Source organism: Actinomadura flavalba DSM 45200 (assembly GCF_000374305.1).
GTDB lineage: Bacteria > Actinomycetota > Actinomycetes > Streptosporangiales > Streptosporangiaceae > Spirillospora > Spirillospora flavalba.
This window is the reverse complement of sequence record NZ_KB894093.1, coordinates 387,981-411,825: the sequence shown is the minus strand read 5'-3', so window position 1 is coordinate 411,825 and position 23,845 is coordinate 387,981. Positions and strand designations below refer to the sequence as shown.

Sequence of the window (23,845 nt, the reverse complement as noted above, 5' to 3'; positions counted from 1 at the left end):
CGCACCATGACCGGCCTCAAAGAGGGCTATTTCGGGCTGGCCGACCGGTTCGCCGTCGCCGACCGCGACGACCGGCCCGACCGCGCCGAGATCGACGACCGGCTCCGCGAGCGCCTGCGCGTCGTCGTCTGCTGCCTGGGCCTCCTGCTGCTGTCGCTGGCGACCCGTCCCGGCCGCATCCTGGCCGACACCAAGATCGACATGGCGGTGAACCCGGCCGGGTTCCTCGCCCGCGCCCTGCACCTGTGGGACGCCGCGCACTTCGGGCAGCTCCAGAACCAGGCCGTCGGCTACTTCTTCCCGATGGGCCCCTACTACGCCCTCACCCACGCGATCGGCCTGCCCGTGTGGGTCGCGCAGCGGTTCTGGTTCGCGCTGCTGCTCGTCGGCGCGTTCCTCGGCGCCCGCAAGCTCGCCGAACGCCTCGGCATCGGCGGCCCCATCAGCCGCCTCGCGGGCGGCCTGGCCTACGCCCTCGCCCCGCACGGGCTGTCGGCGCTCGGCCAGAACTCCTGGGAGTACCTGCCGCTGGCGGCGCTGCCGTGGATCGTGCTGCCGCTGGTGACGGCCGCGCGCGGCGAGACCGGACGCGTCCGCGCCGCCGCCCGCTCGGGCGTCGCCATCGCGCTGTGCGGCGGCATCAACGGCACCGCGACCGTCGCCGTCCTCGCCGTCCCGGCGCTGTACCTGCTGACCCGGCCGCGCGGCGTCCGCAAGTTCCGGCTGACGGCGTGGTGGACGCTCGCGACCGTCACGGCGGTCGGCTGGTGGCTGGTGCCGCTGGTGCTGACCGGCCGCTACGGCTTCTCCTGGCTCGGCTACACCGAGGACGCGGGCGTCACCACCGCCACGACCGGCCTGGTCAACACGCTGCGCGGCGCCGAACGCTGGGGCAACTACCTGGACGCGGGCTCGCTGCCGGTCGGGCACGCGCTGTCCACCGGTACCGCGCTGACCGTCGCGACCGTGCTGCTGGCCGCGCTCGGCCTGGCCGGGCTGCTCCGCCGCGACCTGCCCGACCGGGCGTTCTTCCTGCTGGTGCTGCTCGCGGGCGTCGCGATCATCGGCATGGGGCACGCCAGCACGGTCGAAGGCCCCCTCGCCGCGCCGCTGCGCGACCTGCTCGACGGGCCGCTCGCGCCGCTGCGCAACCTGTACAAGTTCGACGGGCTGGTGCGGCTGCCGCTCGCGCTCGGGCTCGTCCACCTGCTCGTCACCGTCCGCAAGCCGCGCGTGCGGCTCGGCGCGCTGCTGGTGTCGGCCGTGACGGTCGGCGCGGTCGCGCTGCCCGCCGCGACGACCGGGCTGGCCGGGCCGGGCGACTTCCCGGCCGTCCCCAAGTACTGGCACGACGCCGCCGGCTGGCTCAACGAGCGCGCCGGGGAACAGGCCGTGCTGGCGCTGCCGGGCGCCGCGTGGGGCGACTACACGTGGGGCCGTCCCACCGACGACATCGTGCAGCCGCTGCTGAAGACGCGGTGGGGCGCGCGGCAGCTCGTCCCGCAGGGGTCGCCCGGATACGCGCGGCTGATGGACGCGATCGACCAGCGCGTCGCGGCCGGGCGCGGCTCGGCCGGGCTCACCGAGGTGCTGGCCCGGATGGGCGTCCGGTACCTGCTGGTCCGCAACGACCTGTCCCGCGCCGACCTGCGCGGCGCCTGGCCCGGACGCGTCCACGAGGCGCTGGAGACGTCGCCGGGCATCAAGCGCGCCGCGTTCTTCGGCATCCTGCCCGCGGGCGTCGGCGGCGAGGAGTCCACCGGCTCGTTCGACCACCGGTATCCGCCCGTCGAGATCTACGAGGTCGCCGGGGCCGCCGCCGTCACCGGCCTCGTCGACGCCGCCGGTCCGCTGCGCCTCACCGGCGCGCCCGAGGGGCTGCTGGGGCTGGCCGACAACGGCGCGCTCAAGGGCCGCCCGGTGTTCGTCGGCGACGACGAGCCCGGCGCGAAGGCCGCGCCCGTCACCTCCGACGCGCTGCGCTGGCGCGAACGGAACCGCGCCGAGATCCGCGCGGGCATCGGCCCGACGCTCACCGCCCGCGAGGAACGCGACGGCACCCTCGGGCGCGGCACCGACCCCGAGGAACCGGGCTGGGACGGGGCCCGCACGACCGCCGCCTACACCGGCATCGCGGACGTCACCGCGTCCAGCTCCGCCGCCGACACCGACGCGCCGCCCGGCCTGGACGACCCGGCCGCGCTGCCGTTCGCGGCCGTGGACGGCGATCCGGCGACCCGCTGGATCTCCGGCGGCTGGCGCGGCGGCGCCGGGCAGTGGCTCCGCGTCGACCTCACCGGCGCCGTCGACCCCGGCCAGATCGAGGTGGCGTTCGCGCAGAACGCGTTCCTCGGCCCGCCGCCGTCGCGGGTCACCGTGGAGACCGAGCGGGGCACGCTGACGCATCCGGTCCGCCCGGCCGCCGACCCGCAGCCGCTCCCGCTGCCGCGCGGCCCGACCCGCTGGGTCAAGGTGCGGATCGCCTCGCTGGCGAGCGCGGCGCGGCCCGCGTCGCGGGTGGCGATCACCGAGCTGACGTTCCCCGGCCTGTCCGCGACGCGGCACCTGGTGCTGCCCGAGACGGCCGGCGCGCAGGTGATGCAGCGGGTGCTGCCGCCCGCGTCGGAGTGCATGCGCGCGTCCGAGCGGTGGGCGTGCTCGCCGTCGCTGGGCCGGGGCGACGAGGAGGGCGAGACGCTGCGCCGCGCGTTCACCGCCGCGCCCGGCGCCGCCCGCGTCACCGGCTCGGCCGTCGCGACCGACCCGGCGCTGATCGAGCGGCTGACCCGGGGCGGCTCGCCCGTCCGCGTCACCGGCACCTCGGCGTGGACGCCCGCGCCCGCGAGCCTGCCCCGCTCGGCGTTCGACGGCGACCCCGCCACCACGTGGGTTCCGGCCGCCGACGACCCGGACCCGGCGCTGACCGTCGCGTGGCGGGGCGCCCGCCGGATCGGGCAGATCTCCGTGGAGCGCCCGCCCGCCGCGCAGGGCGGGCTGCGCGTCAAGGTCGCCGGGGCGAACGGCGACGTCCGCGAGGGCATCGTGGACGGCACCGGCCGCTTCACCTTCCAGCCGCTGCGCACCGACCGGCTCACCGTGACGTTCACCAGCGCGGGCGGCCAGGTGCAGGTGACCGAGCTGCGGGTGCCGGGCGTGCCCGCGCTGCCCGCCGCCGGTCCGCGCGAGTTCACCACCCGCTGCGGCTACGGCCCCGACCTCGACGTCAACGGCAAGGCCGTCCCGACCCGCGTCACCGGCACGACCGCCGCCGTCCTCGGCGGGCGCGCGCTGCGGTTCGAGGCGTGCGCGAACCCGCGCCTCAAGGGCGGCGAGAACCTGCTGAACGCGGGCGGCGACTACCGCGTCGACTCCGTCGTCGTGGACCCGGGCGGACGGCTCGCGGCGGCCGACCCCGTCACACCCGGCAGCGTCGACGTCACCAAGTGGGGGCAGGGCGAGCGGACGGTCCAGGTGGACGCGGCGCGCGCGTCGTACCTGGTCGTGAACGAGAACTTCAACACCGGCTGGACCGCGACCGTCGGCGGCCGGGAGCTGCGGCCCGCGCGGCTGGACGGCTGGCGGCAGGCGTGGGAGGTGCCCGCCGGGACGTCCGGGTCCGTCCGGTTGCTGTACGAGCCGGACTATCCGTTCCGGTTGTCGCTGCTCGTCGGGCTCGACCTGCTCGTCCTGCTGCTGCTCGTGGCGTTCTGGCCCCGGTCCAGCGCCGCGCGCGGCGCGTTCACGGCGCCCGCGCCCGGACGCGGCTGGCCGCGCGTGGCGGCGCTGGCGCTGGCGGGCGGTCTCGGGTTCTGGATCGCCGGGTTCCCGGGGCTCGCGGTGACCGTCGCCGTCGGCGCCGCCGTGGACCTGGTGGAGCGGCGGCCGTCGGACCGGGCGCGGCGGCTGCGGTCGCCGTGGCCGTACGCGGGCGCGTTCGTCGCGGCGGGCCTCGCCTACGCGGCGGGGACGTGGCTGGCGACGCGCGGCGTGGGCGGCGCCGATGTGCTGCGCGACGCCGTCCCGCAGCTCCTCGCGCTCGCGGCCCTGGGCAGGCTGGCGATGCTGCTCGCCGCCCCCCGCGACCCCGACACCTGGCTCGCCGAGGGCGTTCAGCTCCGCTGGGAGCCCGCCCCGGCCGAGGAACCGAGCCTGCGGACGGGTTCCTCCACCAGGTGGTAGCTGGCGGTGGCGACGCCGACCGTCGCGGCCAGGCAGACCGGGAAGTCCAGGAACAGGTTCCCGGTCCACGGCGCGCGGCCGACCAGGTCGAACCACACGAAGATCACCACGAACTGCCAGAGGAAGATCCCGTAGGAGATCTTGCCGAGGTAGGCCATGACGCGGTTGCCGAGCACGGCGTTCAGCGTCGGCTGCGTCACCGGCGCCAGCGCGACCGGGGCGAGCAGGAACAGCGCGACGCCGCCGTACAGCAGCAGTTCGAACACCGACGTCCACGCGTTGACCTCGTACAGGCGCGAGATGCCGGTGATGCGGGTGGCGGCCAGGCCGTAGCACAGGGCGCAGATCGCCCAGCACAGGCCGGGGGAGGCGCCGACCGTCCGGCAGAACCGGCGGACGGGCCCGTCCGGCCCGGCCTCGGCGTGCGCCCACACCGACACCACCGCGAGCGCCATCCCGGCGCCGAACCAGAGGAAGTAGCGGGGCAGCCAGTTGCCGAGGAACGCGCGGTTCTCCGCGCCGGAGATCGCGACGACGTAGGCGATCGAGACGAGCCCGTAGGCGGCCAGGCCGTACAGCAGGCGGCGGGCGCGGGCGTCCACGGTGGCGGGACGTTTCGCCCAGGCGCCGAGCAGGAACGCGGTCAGCGGCAGCGCGACGTAGAACGCGGCCTCGACGGTGAGGCTCCAGATCTGCCCCATGCCCTTGGGGCCGAGGTGGTCGCCCCACCAGGGGGACGGGTCGTAGGCGTAGGTGAGCGTGAGCAGTTCGGCCCACGACCACGGGTCGGTGAGGCGGTCGCGCGAGTACAGCAGCAGCGACACCACGACCAGCAGCCAGTACGCGGGCAGCAGCCGCAGCGCCCGCTTGCGCAGGTAGGTCCCCGTACCGGGCGCCTTGCGCAGCCCGAGGACGGCCGCCGCCCACGGCCGGTACAGCAGCAGCCCCGACAGCGCGAAGAAGATCGGCACGCCGATCTCGCCGCGCGACAGCAGCGCCGCCGCGACGCTCGTCTCGCCGGTGCCGTCGTCGAGGAACATGCCGATGCTCGCCGCGACGTGGAACAGCAGCACGAGCAGCGCCGCGACGGCCCGCACGCCGTCCAGCGCCGGATGGTGCCCGCTGACGCGCGGCAGCCGGCGCAGCGCGTACTCGGGGCGGGGCGGGGCGGTCACGGGCGCAGGGTATCCGAGCGCCGGACGCCCGCCAGCAACCCCGCCGCCTCGACGGCCTTCAGCGTGACGATCCCCGGCAGCAGCCAGGGCCGCTGCGTCAGCAGCCGCCGCAGCGTCCGCGACCGGCCGAACGACCGGGCGTCCGGCCGCGCCCGGTAGGCGCGCAGCCAGCGCCCGTAGTAGCGGCGCTTGCGGTAGGCGCCGCGCAGCGTGATGCGGCCCTCGTCGTGCCAGACGCGGGCCGTGGTGCGTCCGACGCGGGCGCCGGTCGCGGCGGCGCGGTCGGCCAGGTCCCAGTCCTCGAAGGCGCTCAGCCCCTCGTCGAAGCCGCCGGTGGCCTCCAGGACCGTCCGCCGGTAGATCCGGGCGGCCTCGACGGCCGGATCGTCCAGGTAGCCGCGTTTCTCGGCGGCCTTGCAGCGGGCGAGGAACCCCTCCCCGAACGACAGTTCGGGAATGACGAGCGCCCCGATGCCGGGGTCGTCCAGCGCCGCGACGGCGTCCTCGATCACGCCGGGTTCCAGCACCATGTCCGAGTCGACGAACGCGACGACGTCGCCCCGCCCGGACCGCCACCCGTGGTTGCGCTGCGCGCTCCGCTCCGGCCCGGCGTCCAGCACGGCGTCGGCGTAGCCCGCCGCGATGCGCGGCGTCCCGTCGGTGGACCCGTTGTCCACGACGACCAGCTCGACCGGCACCGTCTGCTCCCGCACCGACGCCAGGCACCGCTCCAGCGTCCGCGCCGAGTCCCGCGTCGGCACGACGACGGTGACGCGCGCGGTCGTCGTCACGAGGTGCCTCCCGGGTCGTCGGGTCGAAGAAGGTTAGCGCTGCCCGGCGGTGCGCAGCACGGGTCCGGGCGGCGCGGACGCGGGCAGCGCGCGGGGCAGCAGCGCGGCGAGCGCGGCGGCGCCGCCGAACGCGGCGACGGCGAAGGCCAGCGCGCGGGGCGCCGAGCCGCCGAAGAACAGCAGGCCCGCGACCGCGACGCCGAGGACGCCGCCGAACTGCGTGACCGAGTTGAAGACGCCGGAGGCCGCGCCCGCGCTGTGCCCGGGGACGTCGGCGATGACCGCGTTGGCCAGGACGGGCAGCGTCAGCCCCATGCCGACCCCGCAGGCCAGCAGCCAGCCGACGAGCGAGGCCGGACGCACGGACCCCGCCATCACCACCGCGAGACCCGTCATGCCCACGGTCATCAAGACCAGGCCGGACGCCACGAACCGGCGGGCGCGCGGCGGCCCGAACCGGTGGGTGAGCTGCGCCGTGCAGGCGATCCCGGCGGGCCACGCCAGGCCGGTGAGCGCGACCTTCGTCGGGGACCAGCCCAGGTCGAACTGGAGGTGCCAGGTCAGCGTGATGAAGCAGGCCGCGACGCCCGCGAAGAGGGCCAGCGCCAGCACGAGCCCGGCCGTGAATGAGCGGCGGGCGAACAGCGCGGTCGGGACGAGCGGATCACGGCCCGCCCGCTCGACGCGCCGCTGCCAGACGGCGAACAGGACCAGCAGCGGCAGCGCCAGCAGGCTCCACGCCGTCCAGCCCCGGGCGCGGCCCTCGATGAGGGGGAGCGTCGCGGCCAGCGAGGCGGCGGCGATCAGCAGCACCCCGGCCGGGTCCAGCCGGGGCGCCGGGCGGGCGCGGGAGTCGTCCATCCAGCGCGCGGCGGCGGCGAGCGCGGCGATCCCGACCGGCAGGTTCACCAGGAAGACCGCCCGCCAGCCGAACGGGGCGTGCTCGGTCAGCAGCCCGCCCAGCAGCGGCCCGCCGACCTGCGCGACGCCGAGGACGCCGCCGTACAGCGTGAACGCCAGCGTCCGGTCGCGTCCGGGCGGGAACTGCACGCTGATCACCGAGAGCGCCTGCGGCACCATCAGCCCCGCGCACACGCCCTGCGCGGCGCGGGCCGCGACGAGCATCCCCGCGCTCCCCGCCAGCCCGGCCGCCAGCGACGCGACCGTGAACCCGGCGACGGCGACGAGGAAGACCCGGCGGCGGCCCGCGATGTCCCCCAGGCGTCCGCCGGTGATGAGGAACAGCGCGTAGGCGAGCGCGTACACCGACGCCGCCCACTGGCCCGCCGCGTTCCCCGCGTCCAGATCGCGCTGGATGCTCGGCAGCGCGACGTTCACGATCGTCACGTCCACCAGGTCCATGAACGTCGCCGTGAGGACCGCCGCGAGCGCGAGCCAGCGCCGGCTCGGAACACGGAAGCCGCTGATCACAGGGGGTGCCGCCGATCGGGACGGGGGAGAAGAACCGGTCCTGTAGGGTACTTCGGGCATGCCGGTGAACGGCCCCGAGGCCGTGGGAAGAACGGCGAGATCGCGGGGAGTTGGACATGCGTCGACCGCTCGGCCTCATCCTGGTCACGCTGGGCGCCTTCTGCCTCACGCTCGCGCCGCTCGTCCGGTTCTACGTCGCGGACAAGGTCGTCGTCGCGCCCCTCAACCGGTACCAGAAGACGGTGCTGGAGGCGCAGAACGCCGAGTACTTCGACACCGCCGCGTTCAAGTCCCGCAAGGGCGTCACGCTCGTCGCGACCAACACCGTGCGCGGCGACGTCCGCGCCAACAACGGCAACGACCGCATCGCCGTCTGGGACGCCTCCACCGAGCTGTACGACAAGGAGAGCCGCAAGCAGGTCGACATCCAGGGCTACCGGATCGCGTTCGACCGCCGCACCGGCGAACTGGTGAACTGCTGCGGCGTCCAGGTCAGCGGCGACACCAACGTGCAGATGTCCGGGTTCGGGCTGCTGTATCCGCTCGCGAACGTCCGCAAGCGCGACTACCCGTTCTACGACATGACGACCAAGCAGCCCGTCCCGATGCGCTTCGACGGCGAGGAGAGGCTCGGCGCGATGGACACCTACCGGTTCGTCCAGCGCATCCCGCTCACCAAGGCCGAGGCGATGGACCTCAAGGTCCCCGCGAACATGCTCGGCATGGAGAAGACCATGCCCGCGCAGAAGGTCGACCGCTACTTCATGGCCACGGTCACCCAGTGGGTCGATCCGCGCACGGGCATCCCGGTGCGGGTGCGGCAGAACATCAGCAGCACGCTCACCACCCCCGACGGCCAGGGGTCCATGGTCGTCGCCAAGGCCGACCTGATCACCACGCCCGCCAGCCAGCGCGGCCTGATGGACCTGTCGTCCGGGCAGGCGACGCGGATCGCCCTGGTGGAGACGTGGGTGCCGGTCGGCGGGCTGTTCGGCGGGCTCGTCCTGCTGCTCATCGGCAGCGTGATCGGCATGTCCGGCGCCAAGCGCAAGGAGGAGCCGCTCGCGCCGCGCCGCCCGGACGGCAAGTTCGGCGACGCCCGCACGGCCGCGCAGGAGTCCGAGGCGCCGGACGCCCCGCGCCGCGCGGACGGCAAGTTCGGCGGCGACTCCGTCCCGGCTGATACGCGTTCCACCGACGAGCCCGCGTGGAGCGAACAGAAGTAGAACCTGTTGCAGTTACGGGTCCGCCGTCCTACGCTCGGGGCGTGCGGACACGAGCGACGGACCTCTTCGGCATCGAATACCCGATCTTCGCCTTCAGCCACTGCCGCGACGTCGTCGCGGCCGTCAGCCGCGCGGGCGGCCTGGGCGTCCTCGGCGCCCTCTACTTCACCCCCGAGGAACTGGAGACCGAGCTGGCCTGGCTCGACGCGAACACCGGGGGACGCCCCTACGGTGTGGACGTCGTCATGCCCGCCACCTACGAGGGCGGGGGCCTCGGCGACGCCGACGACCTCGTCGGCCGCCTCCAGGGCATGATCCCCGCCGGGCACCGGACGTTCCTGGAGGACCTGCTGGCCGAACACGGCGTCGAGCCGTCCACCGAGAGCGCCGGACGCGTCCTGCTCGGCTGGACCGACCAGACCGCCCGGCCCCAGGTCGACGTCGCGCTCAAGCACCCGATCGCGCTGCTGGCCAACGCGCTCGGGCCGCCGCCCGCCGACGTCGTCGCGCTCGCCCACGAACACGGCGTCAAGGTCGCCGGGCTCGCCTCCAACGCCCGGCACGCCCGCAAACAGGTCGACGTCGGCGTCGACATCATCGTCGCGCAGGGCACCGAGGCGGGCGGCCACACCGGCGACGTCGCCACCATGGTCCTCATCCCCGAGGTCGTGGACGCCGTCGGCGCCGACACGATCGTCCTCGCCGCCGGCGGCATCGGCCGGGGCCGCCAGGTCGCCGCCGGGCTCGCCCTCGGCGCCGACGGCGCGTGGACCGGCTCGATCTGGCTCACCGTCGAGGAGGCCGACACCCCCGAACGGGCGCTGCCCAAGCTGCTCGCGGCCACCTCGCGCGACACCGTCCGGTCCCGCGCGTGGACCGGCAAACCCGCCCGGTTCCTCAAGACCGCCTGGACCGAGGCGTGGGAGAGCGAACGGTCGCCCGGCTACCTGCCGATGCCGTTGCAGTTCATGCTCGTCGCCGACGCGCTGCCGCGCATCGCCCGCTCCGGCGACGGCGAACTCGTCACGTTCCCGGTCGGGCAGATCGTCGGGTCGATGAAGGCCGTGCGGCCCGCCGCGCAGGTCGTCTACGACCTGATGTCGGAGTACGTCGAGGCGATCGAACGCCTCACCGCGATCACCGAGGGGTGAACGCGCCCGCGCGTCAGCGCGCGGACGCGTCGGGGAGGGTCGGCGCGGCGTCCGGCTGGTCCGGCTCGGGCTGGCGGCGCCGGTCCTTCCCGGCCTTGGCCGCCGCCCGCTCCTCGTCCTTGGCCGCCTTCGCCGCCGCCTTCTCGGCGCGCCGGTCGGCGCGCTCCTTCTCCTTGCGGCGGCGGCGCGGGTCGAGCGACGGACGCGGCTCCAGACCCGCCAGGCCGTTCCACGCCAGGTTCACGACGTGCGCCGCGACCTCCTCGCGCTTCGGCCTGCGCACGTCCAGCCACCACTGGCCGGTGAGCGCCACCATGCCGACGAGCATCTGCGCGTACATCGGCGCGAACTTGTCGTCGTAGTCGTGGCGGTCCAGCTCGGACGCCATCAGGTGCTCGACCTCGCTCGCGATCTCGCTGAGCAGGCTGGCGTACGAGCCGGTGCCGGTGCCGCCGTGCGAGTCGCGGACGAGGATGCGGAACCCGTCCGGGTTCTCCTCGATGTACTCCAGCAGCGCCAGCGCCGCGCTCTCCAGCTTGCGCCGGTAGTGGATCGCCGACGTCAGCGCCTCGGTGATGAGCGCCAGCAGCTTCTCGAACTCGCGGTCCACGACGACGGCGTACAGACCCTCCTTGCCGCCGAAGTGCTCGTACACGACGGGCTTGGAGACCCCGGCCGCGGCCGCGATCTCCTCCACCGACGTCGCTCCCAGACCGCGCTCGGCGAAGAGCGTCCGGCCGATGTCGAGGAGCTGTTCACGGCGTTCCTTGCCGGTCATCCGCTTTCGCCGGGACCGGGGGGCTGGTTCAGTCACAGGGGTGATTGTCGCAATCACTGCGGCTGCTTGGCGCGCTTGGAGTCGATGCGCTCCTGCGTCGGCCACCGCACGTCCCGCGCCCAGCCCGCCTTCTCGAACATCCAGATGATGCGCGCGCTGATGTCGACCTGGCCCTTGAGCACGCCGTGCCGGGCGCTCGTCGGGTCGCAGTGGTGCAGGTTGTGCCACGACTCGCCCAGCGACGGGATCGCCAGCCACCACACGTTGCGCGACTTGTCGCGCGACTCGAAGTGCTCGGTGCCGAACGTGTGGCAGATCGAGTTGATCGACCACGTGACGTGGTGCACCAGCGAGATCCGGACGAGCCCGGCCCAGAACAGCGCGGTGAGCGCCCCCGCCCACGACATCGTGAGCAGGCCGCCGAGGACGGCCGGAAGCAGGAACGACAGGGCGACCAGGCCGGGGAACCAGCGGTGCAGCCGGACGAGGTCGCGGTCGTTCAGCAGGTCCTTGGCGAACCGCTCCTTGCTGGTGCGGTCGCCGTTGAACAGCCACCCGTAGTGCGCCCAGACGAGACCCTTGGCCAGCGCCTTCCAGTCGTCGCCGAACCGCCACGGCGAGTGCGGGTCCATCTCCTTGTCGGAGTGCTTGTGGTGGCGCCGGTGGTCGGCGACCCATGTGATGAGCGGTCCCTGCATCGCCATGCCGCCGGCGACCGCCAGGAAGATCTTCAGCGGCCGGTTCGCCTTGAACGAGCCGTGCGTGAAGTACCGGTGGTAGCCGACGGTGATGCCCCCGGCGGAGATCAGGTAGAAGACGGCCGTGATGAGCACGTCCGTCCAGCCGAGGAAACGACCCCACGCCAGGGGGATCGCGGCGGCCAGTGCGAGGATCGGCACACCGGTGAACACACCGATCAGCCACTTCTCGGCGTTGGGCCTCGGGTCGGGGTCGATCTCGGGACGGGGCCGCCGGTTGGGCCGCTCGACGACGGGGGCTTCGGTCATGCGTCACCGCTTCCTGCGCTAGGAGCCATACCTACGCAACCGTAACCTACGGTGGCGTAGGTAGGACAGGGCCGACTCGTAAAATGCGTGCGAACACCGGCTACGCCACGGAAACCTGACGGTCCGGCAACACCCTCCGCGCTGAGGGCCCTCCCGTACTGAACGTCCCGCACCCGCCCACGACTCCCAGAACCACGACCCGACGAAACCAGCACCCGGCACCCGGCCCTACAACCGCACCGACCGCGACCTCACCGACCCACGGCCCTACCCCCTGGGGAAGAGGGACGCGGAGACGGCTTGCTCGATCCACAGCCCTCTAAACGAACCCCACCCGAGCACCACACGAAAACCACCGAGAGCAACAGGTCGACCGCGAACTGTCAGACCCGCAACCTACCGTCACCCCCATGACGAAGCCCCCACACCTCCGCACCCAGGCCCGAGCCCTCCGCACCGAGGGCAAGACCTACCCAGAGATAGCCGCCCTCCTGAACATCTCCAAGAGCACCTGCTCCCTCTGGCTCCGCGACCTCCCCCACCCGCAGGGGAGCCTGGCCACCGCTTCCAGGACGGCCCTCACGGAGGCCCGCCGCGTCCGGCACGAGCGGGTTTCGCGCGAACGGGCCGCGGCCAAGCAGGCCGCCGCCTCCCTGGTCGGGCCGCTGAGCTCGCGTGATCTCCTGCTCGCGGGAGCGATGCTCTACCGGTGCGAAGGCGCCAAGGAGAAGCCCGGCGGCCCGGCCCCGCGTGTCGACTTCATCAACTCCGACCCGGCGGTGATCGCGATCTTTCTTCGCTTCCTCGCCCGCCTCGGCGTACCGCGCGAGTCGCTGCGGTTCCAGCTCCAGGTTCACGAGACGGCGGACGAGGGCGGCGCCCGCGCCTTCTGGCGCGCCCTCGTGGACGTCGAGGACGACCAGTTCGGCACGTCGGTGATCAAACCGGCCAGGGCGGAGACGAACCGGCGCAACATCGGGCCTGGATACCGGGGGTGCCTGCGCGTACGTGTGGTGCGTTCCGCCGCGTTGTATCACCGCATCATGGGGCTGTCCCAGGGCATCGTCGAGCCCGGGGGCGATCCGGTTCCCTGCGGGGACCGTGTCGTGGACGGGAGGCGTGCCACTGCGTCACCGAGCGGACGTTCGGCGGCGATACGGCGCTCGTGGCGGGAGCGCAATGCGGCGACCGCTCGCGCTCATCGGAGCGTCGCGGCCGAAGCGGCCGGTTCGGTGGGTGAGTTGACACCGCGTGAGCTGCTGCTGCTCGGCGCGGTCGCCTACTGGTGCGAGGGCGCGAAGGACAAGCCTTACCAGCGGAGGGAGGCTGTGACGTTCGTCAACAGCGATCCCGCGCTCGTCGTGTTCTTCCTGCGCTTCCTGGCGGCTTCCGGGGTCTCGAAGGAGCGGCTCAGGTTCCGTGTGCAGATGCACGAGTCGGCCGACATCGGGGCGGCCCACCGCTTCTGGCGCGACGTCACGGGATCGGGGGACGATGCGTTCCGCAAGCCGGCGCTCAAACGTCATGTGCCGCGCACGACCCCCTCGCAGGGTGCCGCCTATCGAGGCTGTCTGCGTGTCGACGTCACGCGCGGAACGGAGATGTACCGCCGGATCGAGGGCTGGGCGCTCGCCGTCCTGCTCGGGGAAGCGGCGGCGGTCCGGCGCTGGCGCGAGAATGGCTGAACGCGACCGGTCGGCGCCCGATAACCGGACGGCGGGCGAGGGGCGAACCGGTATCGTGGTGGCTGGTTCGGGCCGTCGCACAAACGGGTCGAATCCGACCTTCCCGGGTCGTCTAAGGGCAGGACAGGTCTTTTTGGTGGATCTTATGGGGGTTCGAATCCTCCCCCGGGAGCACGTTTGTCTGGTTTGACCCGGCCCCTCCGGGTCGCGCGCGGTCGCCTGGTCCGGGCGGGTGCCGTGGGGTGACAGATGCGGGTAGGGCGGTATCCTTCGGGAGTCGGGTGGGTCTGGCCCTGGCATGCCCTGTTGGCGCAGGTCGCGCGGGGCGTGGGGGCGTAGGCCGTATCTTCAGCCCGTACCGATCTGTCCGCACTGCCGAGGAGCCTCTTCGTGAGCGCTAGCCGCCCGGCTGCCGTCATCGTCCTTGCCGCAGGCGAGGGCACCCGGATGAAGTCCCGTACCTCCAAGGTGCTCCACGAGATCGGTGGGCGCGCCATGGTCGGGCATGTGATCGCCGCCGCGCGGGCGCTGGAGCCCGGGCGGGTGTTCGTCGTCGTGGGGAGTCGCCGGGAGCAGGTCGAGGCGTATCTCGCCGAGCGTGAGCCCGGGGTCGAGGCCGTCGTGCAGGAGCGGCAGGGCGGCACCGGGCACGCCGTGCGGATGGTGCTGGAGCAGGTCGGTGCGCTCGACGGCACCGTCGTCGTCACCAACGGCGACCACCCGCTGCTGAGCGGGGAGACGCTGCGGGCGCTGGCCGCCGCCCACCGCGACGAGGGCAACGCCGTCACGGTCCTCACCACCGAGATGCCCGACGCGACCGGCTACGGCCGCGTCCTGCGCGACGCCGGCGGCGCCGTCACCGGCATCGTCGAGCACAAGGACGCCACCGCCGAGCAGCGCGCCGTCCACGAGATCAACGTCGGCATGTACGCGTTCGACGGCGCGCTCCTGGCCGACGCGCTCAAGCGCGTCACCACCGACAACGCGGGCGGCGAGGAGTACCTGACCGACGTCGTCGCCATCCTGCGCGGCGACGGCCACCGCGCCGGGGCGTTCCTCGCGCCCGACTGGGTCGAGACGCAGGGCGTCAACGACCGCGTCCAGCTCGCGCAGGCCCGCCGCCAGCTCAACGACCGCGTGCTGGAGGCGCACATGCGCGCGGGCGTCACGATCGTCGACCCGGCCTCCACGTGGATCGACGTCGAGGTGACCGCCGAGCCCGACGCGGTCGTCCACCCGAACACGCAGCTCCACGGCGCGACGCACCTGGGCGCGGGCGCGGAGGTGGGTCCGGGCTGCACGCTGACCGACACCCGCGTCGGCGCGGACGCGACGGTCGTCAACGCGGTGTGCGTGGGCGCGGAGATCGGCCCGCAGGCGTCGGTCGGCCCGTTCGCGTACCTGCGTCCGGGGGCGCGGCTGGCGCGCAAGGCCAAGGCGGGCACGTACGTCGAACTGAAGAACTCCGAGGTGGGCGAGGGCGCGAAGGTGCCGCATCTCACCTATGTGGGCGACGCGGAGATCGGGCCGGGCGCCAACATCGGCGCGGGGACGATCTTCGCGAACTATGACGGGGTCGGCAAGCACCGGACCGAGATCGGCGCCGCGGCGTTCGTCGGCAGCAACTCGGTCCTGGTCGCCCCGGTGACGGTGGCCGACGGCGCCTACACGGCGGCCGGCTCGACCGTCACCAGTGACGTTCCGCCCGGGGCGATCGGTGTCGCCCGGGGACGGCAGCGGAATATCGAGGGGTGGGTCGAGCGCAGCCGCGCCGGCACCCCGTCCGCCGAGGCGGCCCGCGCGGCCCGCGATGAGCGGGACCGGGACGGCGAGTGATCGCCGTGGGTGCGCGCCGGCGGGGAACGTCTACGAGGGGGAGTTGTTCGACGTGAGTGGGATCAAGGCGAACGGCCAGAAGAAGCTGATGCTCTTCACCGGCCGTGCCCACCCGGAGCTGGCGAAGGAGGTGGCCGACAACCTCCAGATCGAGCTCACGCCGACCTCGGCGTACGACTTCGCTAACGGTGAGACGTTCGTCCGGTTCCTGGAGTCGGTGCGCGGGTCCGACGCGTTCGTGATCCAGAGTCACACGGCGCCGATCAACCAGTGGATCATGGAGCAGTTGATCATGGTGGACGCGCTCAAGCGCGCGTCCGCCAAGCGCATCACCGTGGTGGCGCCGTTCTTCGGCTACGCGCGACAGGACAAGAAGCACCGCGGCCGCGAACCCATCTCCGCGCGGCTGGTGGCCGACCTGTTCAAGACGGCGGGCGCGCACCGGCTGATCACCGTCGATCTGCACACCGCGCAGATCCAGGGCTTCTTCGACGGCCCGGTCGACCACCTGTTCGCGCTGGACCTGCTCGCCGACCACTTCGAGGAGCGGCTGGACCTGACGCAGGTGACGGTCGTCGCGCCGGACGCGGGCCGCGTGCGGGTGACCGAGCGCTGGTCGGACCGGCTCGGCGGCGTCCCGATGGCGATCATCCACAAGAAGCGCGACCCGGAGGTCGCCAACGAGGTGAAGGTCTTCGACGTCGTCGGTGAGGTCGAGGGCCGCACCTGCGTCATCGTCGACGACATGATCGACACCGGCGGCACGATCGTGAAGGCGGCCGACGCGCTGTTCGAGAACGGCGCGACGAAGGTCGTGGTGGCGGCGACGCACGGGGTGCTGTCGGGCCCCGCCGTGGACCGGTTGAAGAACTCCCGGATCTCGGAGGTGATCCTGACGGACACCCTGCCGATCCCGGAGGAGAAGCAGTTCGACAAGCTGACGATCCTGTCGATCGCGCCGCTGGTGGCGCGGGCGATCAACGAGGTGTTCAGCGACGGTTCGGTGACGAGCCTGTTCGGCGGTCACAGCTAGCGGCGCGTCCTCCCGGACCGGTCGATCCGCACTCCGGATCGGCCGGCCCGGGGCGTGTCCGGGCGGCGGCGCCCGGTGGCGCTGGGTGTTGCCGGAATCGGCTAGACTTGGCCAATCGCGTATGCCCCGGGTCGTTTCAGTGCGGTCCCGGTACCCATCGGGTCACCCGTGCTCCCTGGGGAACGCCAGAGAATCTTTCGGCGCATGAACGCGCCGAGCATCGCCTGATTGAGTCAGTCCGGAGCGGACGTCCGTCGTGGACGGCCGTGGATCGCAACAAGCAAGGAGTTTCCGCCGTGTCCGAGGTACGCATCGCCGCCGAGCCGCGCACCGAGTTCGGTAAGGGTGCCGCGCGGCGCACCCGCCGGGCCGGCAAGGTTCCCGCCGTCCTCTATGGTCACGGCACCGACCCGCAGCACATCACGCTTCCCGGCCACGAGCTGATGCTGGCCCTGAAGACCGCGAACGTGCTGCTGACGATCGAGGGCCTGGGCAAGGGCACCGAGCTGGCGCTCCCGAAGGACGTCCAGCGCGACCCGATCAAGGGCTTCCTGGAGCACGTCGACCTCATCCTGGTCCGTCGCGGCGAGAAGGTGTCCGTCGAGATCGCCGTGAACGTCGTCGGTGACGTCGTGTCGGGCGCCCGGGTCGAGCAGCCGGTCGTGCAGATCGCGGTCGAGGCCGAGGCGACGCACATCCCCGAGTCGGCCGAGGTCTCGGTCGAGGGCCTGGAGATCGGCGCGCAGATCCTCGCGAAGGACGTCAAGCTCCCCTCGGGCGTGACGCTCACGCTCGACGAGGAGACGCTGATCGCGCAGGTCGTCGACGCGACGCTGTCCGCCGGTGACACCGAGGGCGAGGCCACCGAGGACGAGGCCGCCGAGGGTGAGGGCGGCGAGGACGAGGCCGCCGAGGGCGAGCAGGCGCAGGCCGAGGGCGAGTCCGCCGAGTGATCTGGGGCCGTCGCGTGACGGCCCGCGTGTTCTTCCTCGAACGGCCCCTGCCGGTGCGCGCACCGGCAGGGGCCGTTCGCCGTGCGAGAGGTGGTGGCCGTGGACGCCGAGCCGTGGCTGGTGGTGGGTCTGGGCAATCCCGGGCCGTCGTACGCGGGCAACCGGCACAACGCGGGCTTCCTGGTGCTGGACGTGCTGGCGGCGCGGGCGGGCGGGCGGTTCAAGGCGCACCGGTCGCGCGCGGACGTCGTGGAGGGCCGTCTGGCGGGGAACCGGGTGGTGCTGGCCAGGCCGCGTTCGTTCATGAACGAGTCGGGCGGGCCGGTGAAGGCGCTGGCCGGGTTCTTCAAGACGCCGGTGGAGCGGCTCGTCGTGGTGCACGATGAGCTGGACGTCCCGTTCGGCGCGGTCCGGCTGAAGCGGGGCGGGGGTGACAACGGCCACAACGGGCTGCGGTCGATCACGCGTTCGCTGGCGTCGAAGGAGTACCTGCGCGTACGGTTCGGCGTGGGCCGTCCGCCGGGGCGGATGGACGCGGCGGCGTTCGTGCTGAAGGACTTCTCGGCGGCCGAGCGGGGGGAGCTGGAGTTGAACGTCGAGCGTGCGGCGGACGCCGTGGAGCGTCTGATGTCCGCCGATCTGGCGGCGGCGCAGAACGAGTTCCACGCCCTGTAGTGACTTTGAACAGAATCTTCTGGCTACTCGGGCCTTAGCTCCCGGCTAGCGATAAAGCAACCGTAAGATGCGTCACTGACGGGATACACGTCACATGTGAACCTCGGACGTCTGTCGGCCGTCTTGCAGGTGAATCGTGCGTTTGGGGCGTGCGTGCGGATCAAGGGGCTGGGTGAGGCGTAGTGGCGGTCATCGACAAGACCCGTCAGCGGTCCGACCAGGCTGAACCCGGGGTGCAGCGCACCCGTCCGCCGGGTGCGAACTGGAGCGGCCGGTACCGCCGGGTGGCCGTCGCCGTCGACTACCTGAGCATGCTGACCGCCGGTCTCGTCGCGTACGTGCTGCGCTTCCCGGGCGTCCCGCACGACTCCACCGAGCCCTACATCGCGTTCACGGTCCTGCTGCCGCTGGCGTGGCTGCTGACGCTCGCGCTGTCGCGGGCGTACCAGCCGCGCTACGTCGGCGTCGGGTACGAGGAGTTCCACCGCGTGCTGCGGTCGGGGTTCGTCCTCATCGCGACGGTGGCGATCATCGCGTACGCGACCAAGACCGAGGTCGCGCGCGGCTACGTCGTGATGGCGCTGCCGTTCGGCACGTTCCTCAATCTGCTCGCCCGGTACCGGCTGCGCAAGTGGCTGCACAAGCGCCGCTGGAACGGCGAGTGCATGCGCCGCGTCGTCGCGGTCGGGCACCGCGCGGCCGTCGCTGACCTGATCCAGTTGCTACGGCAGAAGGCGTACCACGGCATGGACATCGTCGCGGTGTGCCTGCCGCCGATGCTGGCCTCCGGCGACGACGCGGTCCGCGAGGTCGAGGGCGTCCCGGTGCTCGGTGAGTTCGGTGACGCCGCCGCCGTGGTCGGGCAGGTCGGCGCCGACTCGGTGGCCGTGCTGTCGTGCCCGGAGATGGACGGGGTCGCGCTGCGCCGGCTGGCGTGGCAGATCGAGCGCGACGACGTGGAGCTGGTCGTCGCGCCCGCGCTGATGGACGTGGCGGGCCCGCGCATCTCGATCCGCCCGGTGTCGGGGCTGCCGCTGCTGCACGTGGAGCACCCCGAGCTGGAGGGCGGCCGGAAGGTCCTGAAGGGCCTGGTGGACCGCAGCGGCGCGCTGGCGGGGCTGCTGGCGCTGAGCCCGCTGCTGGCGCTGGTCGCGCTCGTCATCAAGGCGACGAGCCCCGGCCCGGTGATGTTCCGGCAGACGCGGGTGGGCCGCGAGGGCCGCGAGTTCACCGTCTTCAAGTTCCGGACGATGGTCGTGGACGCCGAGCACCGCAGGAGCGAGCTGCTGGAGGACAACGAGGGCGACGGCGTCCTGTTCAAGATCCGGGCCGATCCGCGGATCACCCGGGTGGGCCGCGTCTTGCGCCGCTACTCGCTGGACGAGCTGCCGCAGCTCATCAACGTCCTGCGCGGCGACATGTCGCTGGTCGGCCCGCGTCCGCCGCTGCCGGACGAGGTCGCCCGCTACGGCGACGACGTGTACCGGCGGCTGGTGGTGAAGCCGGGTCTGACGGGTCTGTGGCAGGTCAGCGGGCGCTCGGACCTGACGTGGGAGGAGTCGGTCCGGCTCGACCTGCGGTACGTGGACAACTGGTCGCTGGCGATGGACCTCCAGATCATGTGGAAGACGGGGTCGGCGGTCGTCCGGGGCTCGGGCGCGTACTGAGCCGCGCGGCGTGCAGAATGGGCACCGACCGAACTGACCTAGTCGGGATTGTGGGCGAACGGATGATGGGGCACACTCCGGCGGACGATCACGCGACGGCGGCCGAGCTGGCCGCCGAGGCGGGGCGGCTGCTGCTGCGCGTACGGGACGAGCTGGGCTTCGCCGACGCGAGGGCCCTGAAGGACACGGGCGACCTGCGGGCGCACGAGTACCTGATGGCCGAGCTGGCCGAGCGCTGTCCGGGCGACGCGGTGCTGTCGGAGGAGGGCCGCGCGTCCGTCGCGGGCAAGCGTTCGGCGGGCGACGACCGCGCCCCGACCGGCAACACCGCCGACGCCGACCGGCTGGCCGCCGACCGCGTCTGGATCGTCGATCCGCTCGACGGCACCCGCGAGTTCTCCGAGGAGGGCCGCTCGGACTGGGCCGTCCACGTGGCGCTGTGGGTGAAGGGCGAGCTGGCGGCCGGGGCGGTGGCGCTGCCCGCTCAGGGAGTGACGTTGCGCACGTCGCCGGACGGCGCGCTGGCCGGTGACGCGCCGCTGCGCGTCGGCCCGCCGGAGCCCGGACGGCTGCGCGTCGCCGTGAGCCGCACCCGCCCCCCGGAGTTCGTGCAGCGGCTGGCCGGCATCCTCGACGCGGACGTGGAACTGGTGCCGATCGGCTCGGCGGGCGCGAAGATCTCGGCGGTCCTCCAGGGCGTCGTGGACGCGTACGTGCACGCGGGCGGCCAGTACGAGTGGGACTCGGCCGCCCCGGCGGCGGTGGCGCTGGCGGCGGGCGCGCACGCGTCCCGGATCGACGGGTCGCCGCTGGTCTACAACCGCACCGACCCCCGGCTGCCGGATATCCTGGTGTGCCACCCTGTGTCGGCATCGACGCTGCTGTCCGGCATTCAGGCGGTGGGCGACGCCCTGCCGGGCTGAGCGCCGCCCGAGTTCCACAGACCGGCGGGCCGCCGTGCGGCGGCCCTCGTCGGTGCATCTGCCCCAAGAGCGTGGAGAGAGTCCCTAGACATGCAGCGTTCCGACTATCTGCTGTCCCAGCTCGACGTGCTGGAAGCCGAGTCGATCCAGATCATCCGGGAGGTCGCGGCCGAGTTCGAGCGGCCCGTCCTGCTGTTCTCCGGCGGCAAGGACAGCATCGTCATGCTGCGCCTGGCGCAGAAGGCGTTCGCGCCCGCGCCGATCCCGTTCCCGGTGATGCACGTCGACACCGGCCACAACTTCCCCGAGGTCATCGAGTACCGCGACCGCCGCGTCGCCGAACTGGGCCTGCGGCTGGTGGTGGCGTCGGTGCAGGAGTCGATCGACCAGGGCCGCGTCCAGGAGGAGACGGGACGGCGCGCGAGCCGCAACCGGCTCCAGACGGTGACGCTGCTCGACGCGATCGAGGAGCACCGGTTCGACGCCGCGTTCGGCGGTGCCCGCCGCGACGAGGAGAAGGCGCGCGCCAAGGAGCGCGTGGTGTCGTTCCGCGACGAGTTCGGCCAGTGGGACCCCAAGAACCAGCGGCCCGAGCTGTGGAACCTGTACAACACCCGCATCCGCCAGGGTGAGCACGTCCGGGTGTTCCCGCTGTCCAACTGGACCGAGCTGGACATCTGGGACTACATCCGGCGCGAGGAGCTGGAGCTGCCGCCGATCTACTTCGCGCACACGCGCCAGGTGTTCGAGCGCGACGGCATGCTGCTGGCCGACATCTCCTACGCCAACCGGGGCGACGACGAGCCCGCCTTCGAGGCGACCGTCCGGTACCGGACCGTCGGTGACGCGTCCTGCACGGGCGCGGTGAAGTCGGCGGCCGGGACGCTGGACGAGGTCATCGAGGAGATCGCGGCGACGCGCATCACCGAGCGCGGCCAGACCCGCGCCGACGACCGCGCCAGTGAGGCCGCCATGGAGGACCGCAAGAAGGAGGGGTACTTCTGATGTCCGCGCAGACTCAGACCGCCAAGCAGATGGACATCCTGCGGTTCGCGACGGCCGGGAGCGTGGACGACGGCAAGTCCACGCTGATCGGGCGGCTGCTGTTCGACTCCAAGTCGATCTTCGAGGACCAGCTCGAATCGGTCGAGCGCACCAGCGCCGACCGGGGCGAGGAGTACACCAACCTCGCGCTGCTCACCGACGGCCTGCGCGCCGAGCGGGAGCAGGGCATCACGATCGACGTGGCGTACCGGTACTTCGCGACGCCGCGCCGCAAGTTCATCATCGCGGACACCCCGGGCCACATCCAGTACACGCGGAACATGGTCACGGGCGCGTCCACGGCCGACCTGGCGATCATCCTGGTGGACGCCCGCAAGGGCATCCTGGAGCAGTCGCGGCGGCACGCGTTCCTGACGACGCTGCTGAAGGTGCCGCACCTGGTCGTCGCGGTGAACAAGATGGACCTGGTCGACTACGACCAGGGCGTCTACGAGCGCATCGTGGACGAGTTCACCGCGTTCGCCTCCAAGCTGGAGGTGAGCGACCTGACGTTCATTCCGCTGTCGGCGCTGCACGGCGACAACGTGGTGGAGCGGTCGGTGAACATGCCGTGGTTCGAGGGGCCGTCGCTGCTGCACCACCTGGAGCACGTGCACATCGCGTCCGACCGCAACCTCATCGACGTGCGGTTCCCGGTGCAGTACGTGATCCGCCCGCACGCCTCCACCGACCACGACCTGCACGACTACCGGGGCTACGCGGGCCAGGTGGCGGGCGGCGTGCTCAAGCCGGGCGACGAGGTCGTGCACCTGCCGTCCGGGCTGACCACAACGATCACCCACATCGACGGCCCGAACGGTCCCGTCGAGCAGGCGCATCCGCCGATGTCGGTGACGCTGCGGCTGGCCGACGAGATCGACATCTCGCGCGGCGACATGATCGCCCGGCCGAACAACCGGCCCGAGTCCGCGCAGGACATCGACGCGATGGTCTGCTGGATGACGCCCGACCGCAGGCTGACGCCGCGCATGCGGGTGGTACTCAAGCACACGACGCGCACGGCCAAGGCGATGGTGAAGTCGCTCAACTACCGGCTGGACGTCAACACCCTGCACCGCGACGAGGACGCCGACGGCCTCGACGTCAACGAGATCGGCCGCATCGCGCTGCGCGTCACCCAGCCGCTGTTCGTGGACGACTACGGCCGCAACCGGCTGACGGGCGGGTTCATCCTCATCGACGAGGCGACGAACAACACGGTCGCCGCCGGAATGATCATCGGCGCCCGCTAGGCGGCGAGGGCGGCGAGAACCGCCCTGATCAAGCCCCGCATACGCGACAATGGGGGCCACCCGTTCCGAACCCGTGAGGTCGCCCGATGTCACCTTCCGTCGGAGTCGTGCTGCCCACGCACGACCGGCCCGAGCTGATGCGCCGCGCGCTGGAGTCGGTGCTGGCGCAGGAGTACGACGGCGAGCTGCGGGTCGTCGTCGTGTTCGACCGCGCCGAGCCGGACGAGAGCCTCGTCTCCGACCGCGTCGCCGTCCTGCCGAACACGCGCACGCCCGGCCTCGCCGGTGCCCGCAACTCCGGCATCCAGGCGCTGGACACCGACCTGGTGGCGTTCTGCGACGACGACGACGCGTGGCTGCCCGGCAAGCTGGCCGCGCAGGTCGCCGCGCTGGAGGACGAGCCGGACGCCGTGCTGTGCAGCTCCGGCATCCTCATCGACTTCGACGGCCGCGAGCTGCCGCGCCTGGCCGGTACCGGCCGGGTCACCTACGACGCGCTGATCCGCGACCGCATGATGAGCGTGCACTCCTCGACGTACGTGGCCCGCCGGGCGGCGCTGGTCGAGATCGGCATGGTGGACGAGACGATCCCCGGCAGTCAGGGCGAGGACTGGGACCTGGCGCTGCGCGCCGCGCGCCGCTTCCCCATCGTGAACGTGGACCGCCCCCTGGTGCGGGTGCTCTGGGGCTTGAGTTCCTACTACGCGCACGCCTGGGAGGTGAAGGTCGCGGCCCTGGAGTGGTTCCTGGAGCGTTACCCGGAGATCGGCCGGGAGCCGGGCGCCGCCGGGCGCGTCTACGGGCAGCTCGCGTTCGGCTGCGCGACCGTGGGCCGCCGCCGGGACGCGCTGCGCTGGTCGGCGCGGGCGCTGCGGGCGAATCCGGCGGAGCGGCGCGTCCCGTTCGCGCTGGCCGTCGCGTCCGGTGCCGTGTCCGGCAAGCGGGTGCTGCTCGCGCTGCACACGCGCGGCAGGGGCATCTGACCCGATCAGGCCGTTATCCCGCTTTCCCTGCCTTTCCCGCGTCACGTCGGTACTG

At 72.7% G+C, this 23,845-nt stretch carries 18 protein-coding genes and 1 tRNA gene; 14 read left to right on the top strand and 5 right to left on the bottom strand.

Annotated elements, in window-relative coordinates; genetic code table 11:
• The first annotated feature begins 6 nt into the window (after nucleotides 1–6).
• Nucleotides 7–4,179 (top strand): alpha-(1->3)-arabinofuranosyltransferase domain-containing protein, encoded by a 4,173-nt coding sequence (locus tag C229_RS29075; RefSeq protein ID WP_051108844.1) that lies wholly within the window; start codon nucleotides 7–9, stop codon nucleotides 4,177–4,179.
• Here C229_RS29075 and C229_RS29070 read toward each other — a convergent pair.
• The 3 genes from C229_RS29070 to C229_RS29065 are packed head-to-tail and all read right to left on the bottom strand — an operon-like array spanning nucleotide 4,110 to nucleotide 7,576.
• On the bottom strand, nucleotides 4,110–5,354 hold the full coding sequence (locus C229_RS29070) for an acyltransferase family protein (protein ID WP_018653373.1): 1,245 nt from the start codon (nucleotides 5,352–5,354) through the stop codon (nucleotides 4,110–4,112). The genes C229_RS29075 and C229_RS29070 overlap by 70 nt on opposite strands.
• Nucleotides 5,351–6,145, bottom strand: a complete 795-nt coding sequence (locus C229_RS0101840) for a glycosyltransferase family 2 protein (RefSeq protein WP_018653372.1) — start codon at nucleotides 6,143–6,145, stop codon at nucleotides 5,351–5,353. Before C229_RS0101840 ends, C229_RS29070 begins: the two co-directional genes overlap by 4 nt.
• 33 nt (nucleotides 6,146–6,178) lie before the next feature.
• The gene (locus tag C229_RS29065; protein WP_018653371.1) at nucleotides 6,179–7,576 is read right to left on the bottom strand and encodes an MFS transporter; all 1,398 of its coding nucleotides are present in this window, start codon (nucleotides 7,574–7,576) and stop codon (nucleotides 6,179–6,181) included.
• Between the two features lie 116 nt (nucleotides 7,577–7,692).
• Here C229_RS29065 and pgfA point away from each other — a divergent pair, with 116 nt between their 5' ends.
• Nucleotides 7,693–8,802, top strand: coding sequence for a cell envelope lipid trafficking protein PgfA (gene pgfA, locus C229_RS0101830; protein ID WP_018653370.1), 1,110 nt, complete (start codon nucleotides 7,693–7,695; stop codon nucleotides 8,800–8,802).
• A gap of 41 nt (nucleotides 8,803–8,843) precedes the next feature.
• Nucleotides 8,844–9,953, top strand: coding sequence for an NAD(P)H-dependent flavin oxidoreductase (locus C229_RS0101825; protein WP_018653369.1), 1,110 nt, complete (start codon nucleotides 8,844–8,846; stop codon nucleotides 9,951–9,953).
• 13 nt (nucleotides 9,954–9,966) lie between these two features.
• Here the strand turns inward: C229_RS0101825 and C229_RS29060 are convergent, their stop codons facing one another.
• Nucleotides 9,967–10,731 (bottom strand): TetR/AcrR family transcriptional regulator, encoded by a 765-nt coding sequence (locus C229_RS29060; protein ID WP_018653368.1) that lies wholly within the window; start codon nucleotides 10,729–10,731, stop codon nucleotides 9,967–9,969.
• A 53-nt stretch (nucleotides 10,732–10,784) separates the two neighbouring features.
• Nucleotides 10,785–11,738, bottom strand: coding sequence for an acyl-CoA desaturase (locus C229_RS0101815; protein WP_018653367.1), 954 nt, complete (start codon nucleotides 11,736–11,738; stop codon nucleotides 10,785–10,787).
• Nucleotides 11,739–12,148: 410 nt separating this feature from the next.
• On the opposite strand from C229_RS0101815, the gene C229_RS32490 reads away from it, so the two are divergent.
• The 11 genes from C229_RS32490 (at nucleotide 12,149) to C229_RS0101760 (ending at nucleotide 23,790) form a co-directional block, all read left to right on the top strand.
• The gene (locus C229_RS32490; protein ID WP_018653366.1) at nucleotides 12,149–13,423 is read left to right on the top strand and encodes a hypothetical protein; all 1,275 of its coding nucleotides are present in this window, start codon (nucleotides 12,149–12,151) and stop codon (nucleotides 13,421–13,423) included.
• Nucleotides 13,424–13,524: 101 nt separating this feature from the next.
• Nucleotides 13,525–13,595: transfer RNA gene (locus tag C229_RS0101805), tRNA-Gln, on the top strand.
• 218 nt (nucleotides 13,596–13,813) lie between these two features.
• The gene (glmU, locus tag C229_RS0101800; RefSeq protein ID WP_026313371.1) at nucleotides 13,814–15,259 is read left to right on the top strand and encodes a bifunctional UDP-N-acetylglucosamine diphosphorylase/glucosamine-1-phosphate N-acetyltransferase GlmU; all 1,446 of its coding nucleotides are present in this window, start codon (nucleotides 13,814–13,816) and stop codon (nucleotides 15,257–15,259) included.
• 52 nt (nucleotides 15,260–15,311) lie between these two features.
• A complete protein-coding gene (locus C229_RS0101795; protein WP_026313370.1) occupies nucleotides 15,312–16,292 on the top strand; it encodes a ribose-phosphate diphosphokinase in 981 nt (326 codons plus the stop codon).
• A gap of 296 nt (nucleotides 16,293–16,588) precedes the next feature.
• Entirely contained in the window at nucleotides 16,589–17,245 is a 657-nt protein-coding gene (locus C229_RS0101790; RefSeq protein ID WP_018653363.1) for a 50S ribosomal protein L25/general stress protein Ctc, read from the top strand.
• Nucleotides 17,246–17,326: 81 nt separating this feature from the next.
• Nucleotides 17,327–17,920, top strand: coding sequence for an aminoacyl-tRNA hydrolase (gene pth, locus C229_RS0101785; protein ID WP_205624410.1), 594 nt, complete (start codon nucleotides 17,327–17,329; stop codon nucleotides 17,918–17,920).
• Between the two features lie 182 nt (nucleotides 17,921–18,102).
• A complete protein-coding gene (locus C229_RS0101780) occupies nucleotides 18,103–19,587 on the top strand; it encodes a sugar transferase (RefSeq protein ID WP_018653361.1) in 1,485 nt (494 codons plus the stop codon).
• Nucleotides 19,588–19,649: 62 nt separating this feature from the next.
• Nucleotides 19,650–20,510 (top strand): 3'(2'),5'-bisphosphate nucleotidase CysQ, encoded by an 861-nt coding sequence (locus C229_RS0101775; RefSeq protein WP_033424013.1) that lies wholly within the window; start codon nucleotides 19,650–19,652, stop codon nucleotides 20,508–20,510.
• 90 nt (nucleotides 20,511–20,600) lie between these two features.
• Nucleotides 20,601–21,515, top strand: a complete 915-nt coding sequence (gene cysD / locus C229_RS0101770; RefSeq protein WP_018653359.1) for a sulfate adenylyltransferase subunit CysD — start codon at nucleotides 20,601–20,603, stop codon at nucleotides 21,513–21,515.
• Nucleotides 21,515–22,807, top strand: a complete 1,293-nt coding sequence (locus C229_RS0101765; RefSeq protein ID WP_018653358.1) for a sulfate adenylyltransferase subunit 1 — start codon at nucleotides 21,515–21,517, stop codon at nucleotides 22,805–22,807. The genes cysD and C229_RS0101765 overlap by 1 nt, the downstream gene beginning before the upstream one ends.
• An 86-nt stretch (nucleotides 22,808–22,893) precedes the next feature.
• Nucleotides 22,894–23,790, top strand: a complete 897-nt coding sequence (locus C229_RS0101760) for a glycosyltransferase family 2 protein (protein ID WP_026313367.1) — start codon at nucleotides 22,894–22,896, stop codon at nucleotides 23,788–23,790.
• Nucleotides 23,791–23,845 lie beyond the last annotated feature (55 nt).

Excerpts from the sequence above, each read along its gene's own strand:
- C229_RS29075 (WP_051108844.1), top strand. The coding sequence starts at position 7 with ATGACCGGCCTCAAAGAGGGCTATTTCGGGCTGGCCGACCGGTTCGCC.
- pgfA (WP_018653370.1), top strand. The coding sequence starts at position 7,693 with ATGCGTCGACCGCTCGGCCTCATCCTGGTCACGCTGGGCGCCTTCTGC.
- C229_RS29060 (WP_018653368.1), bottom strand. The coding sequence starts at position 10,731 with ATGACCGGCAAGGAACGCCGTGAACAGCTCCTCGACATCGGCCGGACG.
- C229_RS0101815 (WP_018653367.1), bottom strand. The coding sequence starts at position 11,738 with ATGACCGAAGCCCCCGTCGTCGAGCGGCCCAACCGGCGGCCCCGTCCC.
- C229_RS32490 (WP_018653366.1), top strand. The coding sequence starts at position 12,149 with ATGACGAAGCCCCCACACCTCCGCACCCAGGCCCGAGCCCTCCGCACC.
- C229_RS0101775 (WP_033424013.1), top strand. The coding sequence starts at position 19,650 with ATGATGGGGCACACTCCGGCGGACGATCACGCGACGGCGGCCGAGCTG.
- cysD (WP_018653359.1), top strand. The coding sequence starts at position 20,601 with ATGCAGCGTTCCGACTATCTGCTGTCCCAGCTCGACGTGCTGGAAGCC.
- C229_RS0101765 (WP_018653358.1), top strand. The coding sequence starts at position 21,515 with ATGTCCGCGCAGACTCAGACCGCCAAGCAGATGGACATCCTGCGGTTC.
- C229_RS0101760 (WP_026313367.1), top strand. The coding sequence starts at position 22,894 with ATGTCACCTTCCGTCGGAGTCGTGCTGCCCACGCACGACCGGCCCGAG.